Consider the following 15,272-nt stretch of genomic DNA (forward strand, 5'->3'; position numbering starts at 1 on the left):
GGGGAGTTATCAGCATTCAGTTAAACTATGTGGCCATTCCAAGGCCGCTGCCCAAGACCACTGCCCAAGACCACTGCGTGCCGCGGCATGTAGACGCTACACCGCCGAGACGTCGATCCATTTCGCACCGGTCAGCTCGGCCATCCGCTCCGGGCTGATATGGACGGCGGCGTTGGTCGCACCAGCTGCGGGCACGACCACGTCGAAAGCCTTGAGAGACTCGTCACAATAGATGCTGTGGGGCTTGGGGAGCCCGAAGGGGCAGACCCCGCCGACCGGATGGCCCGTTTCCGCCTCGACCTCGTCGAAGCCGAGCATGCGCGCCTTGGTTCCAAACCGCGCCTTGTATTTCTTGTTGTCGAGGCGCGCATCGCCGCGCGTGACGATCAGGATGATTTCGTCGCCGACCCGGAGCGCGAGCGTCTTGGCTATCTGCGCCGGTTCGACGCCATGGCCTTCTGCCGCGAGCGCCACGGTGGCGGTGCTCTGCTCCAGCTCGATGACGTCGATGTCCGGTGCGTGCCGGGAAAAGAACTGTTTGACGGAAGCGAGGCTCATTTCGGCAATCTGTAGTTTGGATCAAATTTGCGTCGACGCGGCACAGGGCTAAAAACCGCCGTTCAGGCGCGGCACAATTCAGTCGTCGTTCGAAGCATCGAGATCTTCGGGACGCATCCCTTCCTGCTGAGACGGCAGGTAGCCGTTGCTGGCGAACCAGGTTTCGAGGATGGTGGAGATCGCCTGCTCGCGCGTCAGGGTGCCGGGGTGGTCCGCGATGTACGACTTGAGCGCGTCCTCGATCTTTTCCGCGTAGAGTTCGGTCATTTTCGCCTCCGCTCGTTGGCTTGCGATGGCCGGTCCGCGTTTGGCGCGGACCGTATGGGGGTAACGCGGATCAGGCCTGTTTGACGACGCGAATCAGCACCAAAAGGATCACGGCCCCGATCGTCGAGTGAATAATGGCAGAAAAGATGCCGGTGCCGATGCTGATCCCGATGGCCGGGAAGAGAAGGCCGGCGATGAAGGCGCCGACGATGCCGATCACGATATTCCCGAGCAGACCGAAGCCGCCTCCGCTGACGATCAAACCGGCAAGCCAGCCTGCAACCGCGCCGACGATCAGGAATACCAGAATGCTTTCAATGCCCATGAATCACCCTCTCGTTGTATCTGAGGAGAGGATAAACCATGTTTTCGAATGCGATAGAAGTCGCGCGTCGTATTTTTGAAGGCGGGGAATGCCTTCTTCGCCGCCGCCGCGACTTTCTCCCGTTCTGGCAGGGAGAAGTCGCTGCCGGTGCGGTTCAGACGATGCCGCCGCCGCCGCCGGCGACTGCAGGACGCTCGGCTGCCACCCTGGCGCGGTAGCCGCTTGCCCGGTAGGCGGAAACCGGCGCAATGGCCCCGCCATTCTCCAGACGGGCCATGGCGAGGATGGGCTCGACGTCGGTCCGGAAGGCAGTCTTCAGTGTTTCTGATGCCATCAGCGCATCGTTCTCCTCCTGATAGCCTGCAAGTGCGTTACGGTCGACGATCAGCGCCTGGGCATAGGCACGGCCGACCTCCATGGCGCTCGTCATCAGGCTTTCGATCGGATCCGTCACGTTATGGCTCTGGTCGAGCATATGGGCCGGATCGAAACCGTCCGCGGCGCGTGTCTCCGCATCGACGAGCTCGTTGAAAACGAGGAACAGGCGGTAGGGGTCGATCGATCCGGTGTCGAGATCGTCGTCGCCGTATTTCGAATCGTTGAAATGGAAGCCCCCGAGCTTCTTGAACTGGATCAGCCGGGCGACGATCATCTCGATGTTGACGTTCGGTGCGTGGTGCCCGAGGTCGACGAGGCAGAAGGCCTTGGGCCCGAGCTCCTGTGCGATCAGGTAGTTCGTGCCCCAATCCTGCACGACGGTCGAATAGAAGGCCGGTTCGAACATCTTGTGCTCGGTGAAGATGCGCCAATCATCCGGAAGCGCCGCGTAAACCGTCTTCATCGAGTCGAGATAGCGTTCGAATGCCCGGGTGAAATTGCTCTGGCCGGGGAAGTTGGAGCCGTCGCCGATCCAGACGGTCAGTGCCTTGGAGCCGAGCGCCTTGCCGATCTCGACGCATTCGAGATTATGCTCGATCGCCTGGCGTCGTGTCGCGGAATCGGTGTGGGAGAGGGAGCCGAACTTGTAGGAATGCGCCTGGCCGGGCGCGTCCGAGAAGGTGTTCGAGTTCATCGCGTCGAAGCTCAAGCCGAGCGCCGTGCCCTTCTCCTTCAAGGCCGCAAGATCGGAGACCTTGTCCCAGGGGATATGGAGCGACACGGCCGGCGTCGCCCGCGTCAATTGCTGGATGACGGCGCAGTCTTCAAGCTTGTCGAAGATATTGCGCGGCTCGCCGGGGCCCGGGAAGCGGGCAAAGCGCGTCCCGCCGGTGCCGACGCCCCAGGAGGGGACGGCAACGCCGTAGGCCGCGACCTTGGCCTTCACCGCATCGATATCGATGCCGCGGCGGGCGAGCCGCTCGCCCAGGCTTTCGTAGTCGCGCGTGAGACCGTCCCGGCGGCTTGCATTCTCTAAATCGAGGACGGATGTGCTGATCATCAGGGTCATCGGAGCCTCCCGGTCAGCGGGTGAAGGACTGGGCATTGCCCGCGTCGACATTGACGATATTGCCGGTGGATTTCGCCGACATGTCGGAAGCCAGGAAGTAGATCGCCTCGGCGATATCTTCCGGGAAGACGCTGAGCTTCAGCATCGAGCGTTCGCGGTAATGCGCCTCCAGCTCGTCGACGTCCATCTTGTAGGCAGCTGCGCGCTGCTCCTTCCATTCGCCGGTCCAGATCTTGGAGCCACGCAGAACCGCGTCGGGATTGACCACGTTCACGCGGATCTGCGCCGACGCTCCCTCGAGCGCCAGGCAGCGGGCAAGATGGATCTCGGCCGCCTTGGCCGTGCAATAGGCCGACGCCCCGGGCGAGGCCGCAAGCCCGTTCTTGGAGGCGACGAAAACGACATTGCCGCCGGCCTTCTGGTTGCGGAAGATGCGGAAAGCCTCGCGCGAGACCAGGAAGTAGCCGGTCGCGAGAATGTCCATGTTCTTGTTCCAGAGCGCCAGCGTCGTGTCCTCCACCGCCGCCGAAGTGGCGAGGCCGGCATTGGAAACGAGAATATCGAGGCCGCCGAAGGCGAGGAGCGCGTCGCCGAAGCCCGATTCGACGGCCGCCTCGCTCGTGACGTTCATGTTGACGGAGCGGACGAAGTCCTTGCCGTAGCGGGTGGAAAGCTCGGTCTGAGCCGCTTCGAGCGCCGTCTCGTCGATATCGGCAAGCACCACGCAGGCGCCCTCCTGCATCAGCCGGTTGGCCGTCGCCTTGCCGATGCCGCCGGCGCCTCCGGTGACGAGCGCGATGCGCCCGGCCAGGCTCTTCGGCTTCGGCATGCGCTGCAGCTTGGCTTCTTCGAGCAGCCAGTATTCGATATCGAAAGCTTCCTGCTCCGGCAGCCCGACATAGGTCGACACGCCGGACGCGCCGCGCATCACATTGATCGCATTGATGTAAAACTCGGCCGAGATGCGCGCCGTCGCCTTGTCCTTGGCGAAGGTGATCATGCCGACGCCGGGCACCAGATAGACGACCGCGTTCGGATCGCGCATGGCCGGACTGTCGGCGCGCTTGCATCGCTCGTAATAGGCTGCGTAGTCGGCGCGATAGGTGGCGATCGCCTCGGGCAGGCCCGCAAGGGTTTTTCCGACATCCGGCTGCGTCGGGTCGAAATCGACGACCAGCGGTCGGATCTTGGTGCGAAGAAAGTGGTCGGGGCAGCTCGTGCCGAGCGCCGCCAGCGGCTCGAGGCTGGTCGAGGTCACGAAGTCGAGCACCGCCTGACCGTCGTCGAAATGGCCGACCTTGCTTTCCCCCGCGCTGATGAGACCGCGGATCACCGGCATCAGCTTCTTGGCGATCGCGGCGCGATCGGCGGCGGCGAGCACCGGTTTGGACTGACCGCCGAAGGCGGGACCCGTGTTCTCGGTCTCGAACCAGGCGATGGCGCGGTTGATGATCTCGATCGTCGTCTCGTAGGCCTCCTTCGCCGTGTCGCCCCAGGTGAAGAGGCCGTGGCTTTCGAGCACGACGCCGCGCGCATCCGGGTTTTCCTGGCAGAACTTTTCAAGCCAGAGGCCGAGCTCGTAGCCGGGCCGTTTCCACGGCAGCCAGCCGATCTCGTCGCCGAAGATCCTGCTCGTCAGTTCCCTGCTGTTCTTCGAGGCGGCGATGGCGATGATCGCATCGGGATGCATGTGATCGACATGCGGCTTCGGAACATAGGCGTGCAGCGGCGTGTCGATCGAGGCGGCGCGGGGGTTGAGGTTGAAAGTGCAATGCGGCAGGTAGCCGACCATTTCGTCTTCGAATTCGACGCCGCGATAAATGCCCTTCAGCGCGCGGAGCTTGTCCATGTAGAGGGTGGAGAAGCCGTCCATCTTGATCGTGCCGACGTCGCCGCCGGAGCCCTTGACCCAGAGGACCTCGACCATTTCGCCGGTCAGCGGGTCTTTTTCCATGACCTTGGCGGAGGTATTGCCGCCGCCGTAATTGGTGATTCTCTTGTCCGATCCGAGGAGGTTCGAGCGGTAGAGGAGCTTTTCCGGCTCGGTCATTCCTGCCGCTTTGCCCTCGTCCCAAAGATTGGCAAGGCGCGCGCCCTGGTGCTTGTCGAGCATGTCGAACTCCTCCCGCTGATCTGGCTGCCGCAACTTGGAACCGCGGCCCTATGATTGGCACCAGATCACACGGTGATCACCCCGGTGTCAATCAAAAACGATCAAAAACTTTCATGATGCGCCGCACAATGAAAAAACATGATTGGTTGTGATTGACAATGCTCGGAAGGGATGGAAGCATGCGGAGCATCGGAGGAGCGCATGCACGAGAAAGAGAGACACAGGATCATCCTGTCGGCGGTGCAGGAAAAGCCGGTCGCAACCGTGCCTGAACTGGTCGATCTCACCGGCAGTTCGGAGGCGACGATCCGCCGCGACATCGCGGCACTGCATGTGCAAAAGCGGCTGCGCCGTGTCAGGGGCGGTGCCGAAGCGATCAACCCTCCGCAGTTCGTAGGCCTTGCCGGCCGCCCCTTCCGGGTGAACGAAGGCCTGCATGCGCGGGAGAAGCAGGCGATCGCCCGGGAAGCGGTGGCGCTCTGTCAGGACGGCGAACCGATCATCATCAATGGCGGCACCACGACCTTTCAGATGGTGCATTTCCTCGCCAATCGCCGGATGCAGGTCTTCACCAACTCCTTCCCGATCGCCGAGCACCTGCTCAAGCATTCCAAGAACACCGTCATGCTGTCGGGCGGGACGATCTATCGCGAGCAGAACATCATATTGAGCCCCTTCGAGAACGACGTGACGCGCAACTTCTATGCGCGGCGCATGTTCATGGGGGCGCAGGGGCTGGGGCCTCTCGGGCTGATGGAGGCCGATCCGCTGCTGATCCAGGCTGAGCAGAAGCTGATCGACCAGGCCGACGACCTCGTCGTGCTCGTCGATTCCTCGAAATTTCACAGGCGCTCGAGTCTCATTCTGTGCGGTCTCAAGCGCATCGCCACCGTCATTACCGATTCGGGTATCGAGGACAGACATGCCTCGATGCTTGAAAATGCCGGCGTCAGCCTGATCGTCGCCGCTCAGAGCGCCAAGGCCGACGCCGAAAAGGCTTCGACACCCGCATGAAGCATGGGGAGAGGAGCTGATGTCCCGAGCTTCCGGGTGAAGATCGGGAAATGATTGTTCGGGCAGGAAGACGCAGCCACTCCGGATGCGGGCCCATGGGAGGAGAGAAAAACGATGAAAGTCCTGAAATCATTGATGGTGACGGCCGCCGTCGCCGTGGCGCTGATGGCAAATGCCGCTCATGCGGAGAACAAGAAGATCGCCCTTGTCGTCAAGGCGTTGGGCATCGGCTTCTTCGAAGCGGCCAACAAGGGCGCTCAGGAAGCGGCCAAGGAACTCGGCGACGTCGAGATCATCTATACCGGCCCGACCTCGACGACGGCCGAAGGCCAGATCGAAGTGATCAACTCGCTGATCGCCCAGAAAGTCGATGCGATCGCGGTTTCTGCCAACGACACGGACGCGCTCGTCCCGGCGCTGAAGAAGGCGATGGACCGCGGCATCAAAGTCATCTCCTGGGATTCGGGTGTGGCCAAGGAAGGCCGCCTGATGCATCTCAACCCGTCCTCGAGCCCGCTGATCGGCAACATGATCATCAAGCTCGCCGCCGACAACCTGCCCGAGGGCGGCGACGTCGCAGTGCTCTCGGCCTCCGCAACGGCGACCAACCAGAATACGTGGATCGCCGAAATGAAGAAGGTCCAGGGCAACTACAAGGGCATCAATGTGGTCGCCACCGTCTATGGCGACGACCTGGCCGACAAGTCCTATCGCGAGACGCAAGGGCTCATCCAGTCCCACCCGAACCTGAAGGCCATCATAGCGCCGACCTCCGTCGGCATCGTTGCCGCGGCGCAGGCCGTGACCGACGCCGGCAAGATCGGCCAGATCAACGTCACCGGTCTGGGCCTTCCCTCCGAAATGGCCGGACACGTGAAGTCCGGCGCCTCGAAGTCCTTCGCCATCTGGAATCCGATCGACCTCGGCTATTCGGCAACGATGATCGCCTACGACCTCATCAACGGTGCCGAAGCCAAGCCCGGCGCGGAACTCAAGATGGGCCGCATGGGCACGGTCAAGCTCGACGAGAACAACGAAGGCGCCATGGCCGACCCGTTCGTCTATGATGCCTCGAACGTCGAGGAATTCGCGAAGATCTTCTGATCGTCACGAGGAGGCGGCGTCCGCCCCTCATCCGGCCTGCCGGCCACCTTCTCCCCGTTCTGACGGGGAGAAGCGACGTGCGGCAATCTTCTCCTATCCCTCTCCCCGCGAGCGGGGAGAGGGATAGGGATAGGGACAGGATGAGGGGCAGCCTCATGCGATCGAGGACCTGGCCGCCCTCCAATTGAAACGACTGAACTGGTGGATCCACTCTTGTTGCAGGACACAACCACATCGCGGATGAAGCCCGCCATTGCGCTTGAGGGCATATCGAAGTCCTTTCCGGGCGTGCGCGCTCTTTCCGATGTATCGCTCGCTCTCTATCCCGGTTCGGTGACGGCGCTGGTCGGCGAGAACGGCGCCGGCAAGTCGACGCTCGTCAAGATACTGACCGGCATCTATCAGCCCGATGCGGGCAGCATCCGGCTCGGCGACACGGAGACCACCTTTCCGACCGCCCTTGCGGCGTCCCGCGCCGGGGTCACGGCAATTCATCAGGAGACGGTGCTCTTCGACGAGCTCTCCGTCGCGGAAAACATCTTTCTCGGCCACGCGCCGCGCAACCGGTTCGGCCTCATCGACTGGAAGAAGCTCAACGCCGACGCTCAGGCCCTGTTGCGCCGCGCGGGCGCCGATTTCGACCCGACCATCCGCCTGCGCGATCTCGGCATCGCCAAGAAGCATCTGGTCGCGATCGCCCGGGCGCTCTCGGTCGATGCGCGCGTCGTCATCATGGACGAGCCGACGGCCGCACTGTCGCACAAGGAAATTCACGAGCTCTACGAACTGATCGAGCGGCTCAAGGCCGACGGCAAGGCCATCCTGTTCATCAGCCACAAATTCGATGAGATATTCCGCATCGCCGACCGCTACACCGTCTTTCGCGACGGAGCGATGATCGGCGAAGGGCTGATCGCCGACGTCAGCCAGGACGATCTCGTCCGCATGATGGTCGGCCGCGCCGTCGGCTCCGTCTATCCGAAAAAGGAGGTGACGATCGGTCAGCCGGTGCTTACCGTTTCCGGATATCGCCACCCGACCGAATTCGAGGACATCAACTTCGAACTCAGGCGCGGCGAGATCCTCGGTTTCTATGGCCTTGTCGGCGCCGGGCGTTCGGAATTCATGCAGTCGCTGATCGGCATCACCCGCCCGTCCGCCGGTGCCGTGAAACTCGACGGCGAGGTGCTGGTCATCCGCAGCCCGGCGGAGGCGATCCGCGCCGGCATCGTCTATGTACCGGAAGAGCGCGGACGGCAGGGAGCGATCATCGGCATGCCGATCTTCCAGAACGTCACGCTGCCCTCGCTTTCACAGACCTCGCGCTCGGGCTTCCTGCGGCTTGCCGAGGAATTCGCGCTGGCGCGCGAATACACCTCCCGCCTCGATCTGCGGGCCGCTGCGCTCGATCAGGACGTCGGCACGCTTTCCGGCGGCAACCAGCAGAAGGTGGTCATCGCCAAGTGGCTCGCCACCCGGCCGAAGGTCATCGTCCTCGACGAGCCGACCAAGGGCATCGATATCGGCTCCAAGGCCGCCGTTCATGCCTTCATGAGCGAGCTTGCGGCGCAAGGCTTGAGCGTCATCATGGTTTCCTCGGAAATTCCCGAGATCATGGGGATGTCGGACCGCGTCATCGTCATGCGCGAGGGGCGCGTCGTCGGAAGATACGAGCGATCGGAACTGACCGCCGAGAAGCTGGTGCGCGCCGCAGCAGGCATCGAAACGCAAGCCGATGGGAGGGCCGCATGATGGCCAGGCTTCTCAAGAACCGAGAAATCCTGCTCGTGGTCGCGATTGCGGTACTGCTTGCCCTGATCGCCTTGCGCTTTCCGGCTTTCGTGGCTCCTTCCAATCTTGCGCGCGTCTATGGCGACACCTCCATCCTCGTCATTCTGGCGCTGGGGCAGATGGCCGTCATTCTCACCCGCTGCATCGATTTGTCGATGGCGGCCAACCTGGCGCTCTGCGGCATGGTCGCGGCCATGTTGAACAACGCCTTTCCCGACCTGCCGATACCGCTCATCCTTGTTGCCGTCATGGTGCTGGGCGGCTTTCTCGGGGCGATCAACGGCGCGTTGGTCTGGAAGCTCGATATTCCCCCGATCGTCGTCACGCTCGGGACGCTGACGATCTATCGCGGCCTGATCTTCGTGCTGACGAACGGCAAGTGGATCAATGCCCATGAGATGAGCGACGCCTTCAAGGCGCTGCCGCGGCTGGATGTGGCCGGCATGCCGGTGCTTTCCTGGCTCTCGCTCGTGATGGTCGCGCTGATGTTCCTGGTCATGGGTCGCACGCCGCTCGGACGCGCCTTCTATGCCGTCGGCGGCAATCCGCACGCAGCCGTCTATACGGGCATCGATGTCGGACGCACGCGTTTCTTCGCCTATTGCCTCTCGGGCGCGCTTGCGGGCCTGTCGGGCTACCTCTGGGTATCGCGCTATGCGGTCGCCTATGTGGACATCGCGGCCGGCTTCGAGCTCGACATCATCGCAGCCTGCGTCATCGGCGGCATTTCGATTGCCGGCGGCATCGGCTCTGTGGCGGGCGCCGTCCTCGGAGCGCTCTTCCTCGGCGTGATCAAGAACGCCCTGCCGGTCATCAACATCTCGCCCTTCGCACAGCTGGCGATATCCGGAACGGTCATCATCATCGCGGTTGCCGTCAACGCCCGCGCCGAGCGGCGCAAGGGCAGGGTCATTCTCAAGAAAGCGGAGGCGGTCTGATGGCGGACGCGCAAATTTCTTCCCGCCACATTCCCGATCGCCTGCAAGGAGGCGGCGCTCGCCTTCTGAAGAGCTGGGAAGCGCTGCTCTTCGTGGTCGCCACCGTGATCTTCCTCGGCAATTCGCTGGCGTCGCCCTATTTCCTCGATCCGTGGAACCTCTCCGACGCCACGTTCAACTTCACCGAAAAGGCGATGATCGCCTTCGCCATGGCGCTGGTGATCATCTCCGGCGAGATCGACCTCTCGGTTGCTTCCATCATCGCCCTTGCCTCGACAGCCATGGGCTATGCGGTGCAACTCGGGTTCGGCACGCCCGCGCTCGTCGCGACCGGCCTTGGCGTCGGTCTCCTCTGCGGTCTCGTCAACGGGCTCCTGATCACAGGCCTGGGTCTGCCGTCGATCGTCGTGACGATCGGCACCATGAGCCTGTTTCGCGGCCTGTCCTTCATCGTGCTCGGCGACCAGGCCTTTACCGGCTATCCCGAGAGCTTCGCCTGGTTCGGCCAAGGTTATGTCTGGTGGGTCTTCTCCTTCGAGTTCACGCTCTTCGTCGTGCTCGCCGTCATTTACGCAGTCCTGCTGCACAGGACGAATTTCGGCCGTGCCGTCTATGCCATCGGCAACAACCAGACGGCGGCACTCTTTTCCGGCGTGCGAGTCGGGCGGGTCAAGTTCACGCTCTTCCTGCTGACCGGCCTTATGGCCGGGCTCGCCTCCGTCTGCCTCACCTCGCGCCTCGGCTCCACACGGCCCTCGATCGCGCTCGGCTGGGAGCTCGAGGTCGTGACCATGGTGGTGCTCGGCGGCGTCAACATTCTCGGCGGCTCCGGCACGATACCCGGGGTCGTGCTGGCGGCGCTGATCATGGGCATGGTCACTTTCGGCTTCGGCCTCCTGAACGTGCCCGGCATCGTCATGTCGATCTTCATCGGCCTGCTCCTGATTTCGGTGATCGCGCTGCCGATTCTCTGGCAGCGCGCCCGCCGCCGTTCCGTTCGTTGAGATGCAAGTCATGGAAAAATACGCCTTCCGCATGCGACTCCATCCCGGCGAGGCCGCCGAATACCAGGCGCGTCACGACGCGATCTGGCCGGAGTTGGTCACGCTCCTGAAGGACGCCGGTGTCTCCGATTATTCGATCCACCTCGATGAGGAGAACGGGCTGCTCTTCGGCGTCCTCTGGCGTTCGGACGATCACAGGATGGCCGATCTGCCGTCGCACCCGGTGATGCGTAAATGGTGGGCCCATATGGCCGATATCATGGAGACCCGCGCTGACAACGAGCCGGTCGCCGTGCCGCTCAAAACCGTCTTCCACCTCAAATGATGATGAAAACCGTCGCCGTCGTCGATATCGGCAAGACAAACGCCAAGGTCGCACTCGTCGATCTCGAGCGCTTCGAGGAAATCGCCGTGCGCAAAGCCGGCAATGCTGTCAGCGCTAACGGGCTTTACCCGCATTTCGACACCGAGCGCCTCTGGCGTTTCATTCTCGACAGTCTGGCCGCGCTTCACGGCGAGCACCCGGTGGATGCGATTTCGGTGACCACGCATGGCGCGACCGCCGTGCTGCTCGATGAAGCGGGCGAGCTCGCCTTGCCGGTTCTGGACTATGAATTCGCCGGTCCGGATGCGCTCGCGGAGGAATACGAGGAGGCGCGCCCTCTCTTCACGGAGACCGGTTCGGCGCGCCTGCCGACGGGGCTCAATGTCGGCGCTCAGCTCTTCTGGCAGCAGCGCATGTTTCCGGAGCATTTCGCCCGCGTCGCGACGATCCTCACCTATGCGCAATATTGGTCCTACCGGCTGACGGGGGTCAGGACGAGCGAGTTGACCTCGCTCGGCTGCCACACCGATCTCTGGAATCCGAAGGCGGCAACCTTCTCGTCGATGGTCGATGAGCAGGGTTGGCGCTCTCTCTTCGCGCCGGTGCGAAGGGCGGGCGACGTGCTTGGTCCCCTGCTTCGGCAGGTTGCCGATGAGACGGGCCTGCCGCCGGAAACGCCGGTCCACTGCGGCATTCACGATTCGAACGCCTCGCTGCTGCCGCATCTCATTACGCGCCAGGCGCCGTTCTCCGTAGTCTCGACCGGTACCTGGGTGGTGATGCTCGCCGTCGGCGCCGTTCCCGTGAAACTCGACGAGCGGCGCGACACGCTCATCAACGTCAACGCACTCGGCGATCCGGTGCCTTCGGCCCGCTTCATGGGCGGGCGCGCCTATTCCCTGCTGATCGGCGACGATCCGCCGCCGGCCTCGCCCGAGGCCGAAGCCAGTGTCCTGGAACAAGGGCATATGCTGCTGCCGTCGCTGCCGGGTGGTTCGGGGCCGTTTCCGGCTGCGCGCTCATGCTGGACGACGGACGAAGGCAAGCTCGCTCCCGCCGAACGGCTCGCCGTCGTCTCCTTTCATCTTGCGCTGATGACGGCGACCTGCCTCGATCTGATCGGGGCAAGGGGCGAGATCCTGGTCGAGGGGCCGTTTGCCTTGAATGACGCCTATCTGAGGATGCTTGCCGCCGCCACCGGCCGGCCGGTGCTTGCCAACAGGCTGAACAGTACGGGAACGAGCCTCGGCGCCGCCTGCCTCGTTGCGGGCGCCCGCGTCAGGACGGGGACCGAGCCGATACCGGCCGCAAAGCCGGACCCCTGTGCGGCTTATGCCGAGACATGGCGCCGGCGCACTGCTGCGCATGTCCGGAGTGATCCGTAAAGGAATCTCAGAAGACGGACGTTCTGCTCGCTGCGCGGCCATGCTCAAGGTTGACAACGATCGATATCGCCGCCATTGCGAGCGTTGCGGTGATGATGGCGCCTATTCCAAGAACAATCATTGTTCACGTCCCGTGGCGCACCGTCATGATGCCGCCCTTTGCCTGAAGATGCTACTCAACGCGTAGTTCGCGCCATCATACCTGCATGTTCTGAATCGCAGCCGACACCAGGAACATGCAGCACTTCAAATGCTATAGCGACCTCTGCCCATCCGATGGGAGACGCATGACGCTGTATGTTTCGATACTCAACGGCAAGCAGATCCGCAATTCTAAACTCTCATCATTGAAAACCTGTGGCTGCGTTCAAAGAAAACGTTGCATCGCTAGCGGACGGCAAAGCTCCGGTTGAATTTTAGCGATTCCGGTTAGGAGGCATGAGGCATTAACTTTCAAGCAAGGAATTAACCATAAACATGGTCCAACACGTCGGAATAGGAAGTCTCTACTTCTCCTCAAGGCATGATGCCGCACCGCCGTACCGGTTTCGGTCCGGTATCCACTTTCATTGAAATCACTGTGGGACGGACGATGGCGGGCGCTTCCGGGCGCGCTGCTCTATCGGGTGGGCGTGACCGGCCGCCGGCGGCGACACTCCCCAGCAGATTTCGAATGCGGGACGCATCAGCAGCCGGGGACCAGGGTGAAACAGGAAGCGTCAGAACAGGCGAGAAAGGGCCAGGCGGGCAGCCTGCTGGAACGCCTCCGCTTTGCCGGTCTCGACGAGGATGCCTCCGCGCTGCTGCGCGATCACCGCCAGGCTCTTTCGCCACGCATCGAGCTTGCGCTTCGTGATTTTTCGCACCGTCTGCAGAGCAATCCCAATGCGGCGCGCCGCTTCGACAGCGATCGCCAGATCGATCGGCTTCACGACCTGCAGTCGTCACACTGGAACGTGCTCACGGATGCGCGTTTCGACGGACTTTATGCGGAGCGCGTAAAGGTCCTCGCCGATACCGAAAGCCGCATGGGTCTCGACCCGCGCTGGCAGATCGCAAGTCATGCGATCGTGCTCGAGCACCTTATTCTCGGTGCGATCGAGGATGCCTGGCCGAAATCGATCCTCTCCCTCGGCAAGGCACGCAGGCAAGAACTCCGCGATCTCGTCGCCGCTCTCGTGCGCACTGCCTTCGTCGATACGGAGATTGCAGTCTCGCTGCGTTTCAACGCGCTGCGCCAGCAGCACCAGCGGCAGCTTTCGGAGCAGCGTCGGGACGACGAAAGCGAGTTGAAGACACTCTTCTCGGATTTTCTTCGGGCTCTCGGGGAGGGCGACCTGACTGCGCGTCTTCCGGAAGATGCGCCGGATACCTACCAGCCGATCGTGGCAGGCCTCAACACGGCATTGGACCAGATCAGGGATGCGCTGCTTGCGGCCGATAAACGCGCCACGGCGGCCGAGGCCATCGTCTCGGAGCTGCGCGGCAGTGCCGCCGAATTCTCGGGCAATGCCGGCGCAGAAGCGAAAGCCATCGACCAGCATCTCGTGAGCCTCGACACCGTAACCGAGCGGATTCGCACCGGATCGATCCGGATCGCCGAGACCGAGACCAAGGCAGGCGAGACGCGGATCGCCGTGGAACGCAGCGGCGAGATCGCCGGTCAGGCGATCTCTGCCATGGCGGACATCGAGGCTTCCGCCGAGAAGATCGGTCAGATCATCGGCGTGATCGACGAGATCGCCTTCCAGACCAACCTCCTGGCCCTCAACGCAGGTATCGAGGCCGCACGGGCGGGCGAAAGCGGCCGCGGTTTCGCGGTCGTCGCACAGGAGGTGCGTGCGCTCGCGCAACGCTCCGGCGAAGCGGCGCGCGAGATCAAGCAGCTCGTGACCGGAACCAAGGGCCAGGTCGTGGCCGGCGTCGAGATCGTCGGCCGGACACAGCACGCGATCAGCAGCATCGCCGAACAGGTAATCTCCATAAACGAGGCCGTCACCGGCATTGCCCGCGAGGCGGAATGTCAGGTGAGCGATCTTGCCTCCGCAACCTCGGAGATCGGCGGGATCGCGCGGGCGATGAACCGAAGCGCCGCACTCGGGGGCGCGGCACTCGCGTCGGCCGACGATCTTCACGGTGTCATCGTGGAGCTGGGCGAGACCGTCCGTCGCTTTCATCTCGACCGTCAGGCGAGATCGGCCGCGAGCTTCGCCCCGCGGATGAGCATAGAAGCGCCGGAAGACGAGACCACGAGCCCGTTCGTCGAAGTCACTTCCGAACGTCATCTGGCCGGATGGCGGCGTTAGCAGGGCATGTCAAGCGAGGGAAAAATGGCCAGCAGAAACTCCGCACGAAACACGCTGAAGCTCGCTCCGGTATTGGACCTGAACGAGGCAACGGTGCTGCATGAAAGGCTCCTGGCACTGAAAGGCGGCGCCGTGGCGATCGACGCGTCCGCCGTCGAGCGCGTCGGGGCGCTTTGTGTCCAGGTGCTCATGGCCGCCGCGAGAAGCTGGGAAGCGGATCGCCTGTCTTTCACCTTTGCCGAGGTGTCCGACGCTTTCATCAAGACGACACAGCTCATCGGGGCGGACATCGGTCCCCTGATGGCAAAGGAGATTTGAGCAATGAAGAAGAGAGTCCTGACTGTCGACGATTCCCGGACGATCCGGAACATGCTTCTCGTCACCCTCAACAATGCCGGATTCGAAACGATCCAGGCGGAGGATGGCGTCGAGGGCCTCGAGAAGCTCGACACGGCCAACCCCGACGTCATCGTAACGGACATCAACATGCCGCGCCTCGACGGCTTCGGCTTCATCGAGGGTGTGCGCAAGAACGATCGCTACCGTGCGGTGCCGATCCTCGTGCTGACCACCGAGAGCGATGCGGACAAGAAGAACCGTGCGCGGCAGGCGGGCGCCACCGGCTGGATCGTCAAACCGTTCGACCCGACCAAGCTGATCGATGCCATCGAGCGCGTAACGGCCTGAATTCCGGG

General features: G+C 62.9%; 15 protein-coding genes. 10 read left to right on the forward strand and 5 right to left on the reverse strand.

From position 1 onward, the window contains the following. Positions 1–96: 96 nt before the first annotated feature. The 5 genes from AC6CIG_RS27735 to AC6CIG_RS27755 form a co-directional block, all read right to left on the reverse strand. A complete protein-coding gene (locus AC6CIG_RS27735) occupies positions 97–558 on the reverse strand; it encodes a YbaK/EbsC family protein (RefSeq protein ID WP_018094190.1) in 462 nt (153 codons plus the stop codon). Between the two features lie 78 nt (positions 559–636). Continuing rightward, a complete protein-coding gene (locus AC6CIG_RS27740) occupies positions 637–825 on the reverse strand; it encodes a hypothetical protein (RefSeq protein WP_018094191.1) in 189 nt (62 codons plus the stop codon). A 70-nt stretch (positions 826–895) separates the two neighbouring features. Further along, positions 896–1,150, reverse strand: a complete 255-nt coding sequence (locus AC6CIG_RS27745; protein ID WP_004435988.1) for a GlsB/YeaQ/YmgE family stress response membrane protein — start codon at positions 1,148–1,150, stop codon at positions 896–898. Between the two features lie 154 nt (positions 1,151–1,304). Further along, complete coding sequence (gene rhaI / locus AC6CIG_RS27750) at positions 1,305–2,597, reverse strand: L-rhamnose catabolism isomerase (protein ID WP_437407848.1); 1,293 nt, start codon at positions 2,595–2,597, stop codon at positions 1,305–1,307. Between the two features lie 13 nt (positions 2,598–2,610). Further along, complete coding sequence (locus AC6CIG_RS27755) at positions 2,611–4,710, reverse strand: bifunctional rhamnulose-1-phosphate aldolase/short-chain dehydrogenase (RefSeq protein ID WP_437407847.1); 2,100 nt, start codon at positions 4,708–4,710, stop codon at positions 2,611–2,613. 201 nt (positions 4,711–4,911) lie between these two features. Here AC6CIG_RS27755 and AC6CIG_RS27760 point away from each other — a divergent pair, with 201 nt between their 5' ends. The 10 genes from AC6CIG_RS27760 to AC6CIG_RS27805 all read left to right on the forward strand — a co-directional run bounded on the left by AC6CIG_RS27760 (position 4,912) and on the right by AC6CIG_RS27805 (position 15,264). Then, positions 4,912–5,724 carry a DeoR/GlpR family DNA-binding transcription regulator gene (locus AC6CIG_RS27760; RefSeq protein WP_018094194.1) on the forward strand — a complete coding sequence of 271 codons (813 nt, stop codon included), beginning with the start codon at positions 4,912–4,914 and terminating at the stop codon, positions 5,722–5,724. Positions 5,725–5,838: 114 nt separating this feature from the next. Next, positions 5,839–6,828: a rhamnose ABC transporter substrate-binding protein gene (gene rhaS, locus AC6CIG_RS27765; RefSeq protein ID WP_004436001.1), complete on the forward strand. Its 990-nt coding sequence runs from the start codon at positions 5,839–5,841 to the stop codon at positions 6,826–6,828. Between the two features lie 240 nt (positions 6,829–7,068). Next, a complete protein-coding gene (locus tag AC6CIG_RS27770; RefSeq protein WP_437407846.1) occupies positions 7,069–8,580 on the forward strand; it encodes a sugar ABC transporter ATP-binding protein in 1,512 nt (503 codons plus the stop codon). Then, positions 8,577–9,557, forward strand: coding sequence for an ABC transporter permease (locus AC6CIG_RS27775; protein ID WP_018094196.1), 981 nt, complete (start codon positions 8,577–8,579; stop codon positions 9,555–9,557). Before AC6CIG_RS27770 ends, AC6CIG_RS27775 begins: the two co-directional genes overlap by 4 nt. Continuing rightward, positions 9,557–10,561 carry an ABC transporter permease gene (locus tag AC6CIG_RS27780; RefSeq protein ID WP_437407845.1) on the forward strand — a complete coding sequence of 335 codons (1,005 nt, stop codon included), beginning with the start codon at positions 9,557–9,559 and terminating at the stop codon, positions 10,559–10,561. The genes AC6CIG_RS27775 and AC6CIG_RS27780 overlap by 1 nt, the downstream gene beginning before the upstream one ends. 10 nt (positions 10,562–10,571) lie before the next feature. After that, positions 10,572–10,886: an L-rhamnose mutarotase gene (rhaM, locus tag AC6CIG_RS27785; protein WP_437407844.1), complete on the forward strand. Its 315-nt coding sequence runs from the start codon at positions 10,572–10,574 to the stop codon at positions 10,884–10,886. Next, positions 10,883–12,271 (forward strand): FGGY-family carbohydrate kinase, encoded by a 1,389-nt coding sequence (locus tag AC6CIG_RS27790; protein ID WP_437407843.1) that lies wholly within the window; start codon positions 10,883–10,885, stop codon positions 12,269–12,271. Before rhaM ends, AC6CIG_RS27790 begins: the two co-directional genes overlap by 4 nt. A gap of 704 nt (positions 12,272–12,975) precedes the next feature. Next, positions 12,976–14,577, forward strand: a complete 1,602-nt coding sequence (locus AC6CIG_RS27795; protein ID WP_437407842.1) for a globin-coupled sensor protein — start codon at positions 12,976–12,978, stop codon at positions 14,575–14,577. Positions 14,578–14,601: 24 nt separating this feature from the next. Next, positions 14,602–14,895, forward strand: a complete 294-nt coding sequence (locus AC6CIG_RS27800; protein WP_018094202.1) for an STAS domain-containing protein — start codon at positions 14,602–14,604, stop codon at positions 14,893–14,895. Between the two features lie 3 nt (positions 14,896–14,898). Continuing rightward, positions 14,899–15,264 (forward strand): response regulator, encoded by a 366-nt coding sequence (locus AC6CIG_RS27805; RefSeq protein ID WP_018094203.1) that lies wholly within the window; start codon positions 14,899–14,901, stop codon positions 15,262–15,264. Positions 15,265–15,272 lie beyond the last annotated feature (8 nt).

The sequence above is a fragment of the Sinorhizobium sp. GQ132 genome, assembly GCF_059758575.1.